This is a genomic window from Gordonia desulfuricans NBRC 100010 (genome assembly GCF_001485495.1).
GTDB classification, from domain to species: domain Bacteria; phylum Actinomycetota; class Actinomycetes; order Mycobacteriales; family Mycobacteriaceae; genus Gordonia; species Gordonia desulfuricans.
On the sequence record NZ_BCNF01000218.1, the window covers coordinates 1 to 1,593 of the forward strand.

Sequence of the window (1,593 nt, forward strand, 5' to 3'; positions counted from 1 at the left end):
CCTCCGCCGGCCGACGTCGTCGACGTGACCACCTCGGAGGTGGTCGCCACCCGACGCTGGCTGCGGGGATTTCGACTCGGGTCCTCGCGATGCTCGGTCCCGGCTCAATCATCAGTAGGTGGTCGCGACTCAATCATTCGCTGGCCGTGGGTGGTTGAGCCGACGAGGAGCGGAGCGACGACGCAATCAGTCACTGGGCGTTGGTGGTTGAGCCGACGAGGAGCGGAGCGACGAGGCGTGTCGAAACCTCCGTCGGCCGACGTCGACGACGTGACCACCTCTGAGGTGATCGTGACCCGCGCCACCTGACAGTCGCTCGTGGGGGACTCGCAGGAGGTGTCCACAGGGTTCCCAGGTTCGGCGAGCACTGTGGACACCATGACATCCGTGGACCCCAACACCCCCGTGGAAATCACGGCGCCGCCGGATCCGGCGTCGGCCCCCGAATCAGCGCATCCGGTCCCGGCACCCGGATGGCCGCGGTGGGCCCGGTGGGCGGTCCTGGGTGCCGTCGTGGTGGTGGGCCTGGTGGTGCGCTGGCAGTTCCGCGACATCGAGACGATGGACTATCAGGCATTTCTGAGCCGCTGGTATCAGACCCTCGACACCCAGGGGTTCGGCGCGTTTCGCGAACGTTTCGCCGACTACAACTACCCGTACCTGTATCTGATCTGGATTCTCACCGCCCTCAACATCCCGCCGCTGATCGGGATCAAGGCGGTGTCGGTGATCTTCGATCTCGTGCTGGCTTTCTTCGCCTACCGGATCGTGGCCTTGCGTACCCCGCGATTCTCGGTGCGGGCGTTGGCCTTCGGTGTGATGTTCCTGTTGCCGTCGGTGATCGCCAACTCCGCCTGGTGGGGTCAGGCCGACGCCATCTACTCGGCCTTCGCACTGGGCGGAATCTACTTCCTGCTCCGCGCGCAGCGTGAGGGGATCACACACCGTGCGTATGTTGTCGACTCCGTGTGGGCATGTGTGTTCTTCGGACTGTCACTGTCGTTCAAACTGCAGGCCATCTTCGTGCTCCCGGTCCTCGTCTGGCTGCTGCTGCGTCGTCGGCTGCCGTGGTACTCGCTGGTGGCCATCCCGGCGGTGTTCGTGCTGCTCGATCTACCCGCGATCATCGCCGGTGCCCCGTGGCGCGAGGCGCTGTCGGTGTACCTCGACCAGACCGGCTCCTACAAGCAGCTCACGCTGGGCGCGGCCAACCTCTACCAGTTGATCCCGATCGCCGGTGACGCCACCTGGCTCGCGCATCTGGGGATCGGACTGGCCGCGGCGGTGATCGTCGCCTTCCTGGTGTGGTCGGTGTGGCGCAAGCCCCCGGTGGCCCCGGCAACGACCCTGGTGGTGGCGACGGCATCCTCGGTCCTGGTGCCGTTCCTGCTGCCGGCAATGCACGACCGCTACTTCTTCACCGCAGAGGTGCTCAGCGTGGTGCTGGCGTTCTACATGCCACTGCGGTTCGTGATCATCCCGGTGCTGATCCAGGCCGCCGCGATCGGCGTCTACCACTCATCGCTGAGCGGCGACCAGGGCCAGGGCTTCGGTGGCGGCGGCGGGGGCGGCCGCCCCGAGGGCGCTGGACCT

At 66.5% G+C, this 1,593-nt stretch carries 1 protein-coding gene; it reads left to right on the forward strand.

Annotated features, from left to right (window positions below; all coding sequences use genetic code 11):
* Positions 1 to 378: 378 nt before the first annotated feature.
* Positions 379 to 1,593: putative hexosyltransferase (locus GD1_RS23930; protein WP_157079612.1), on the forward strand; the 1,215-nt coding region annotated here is incomplete at its 3' end.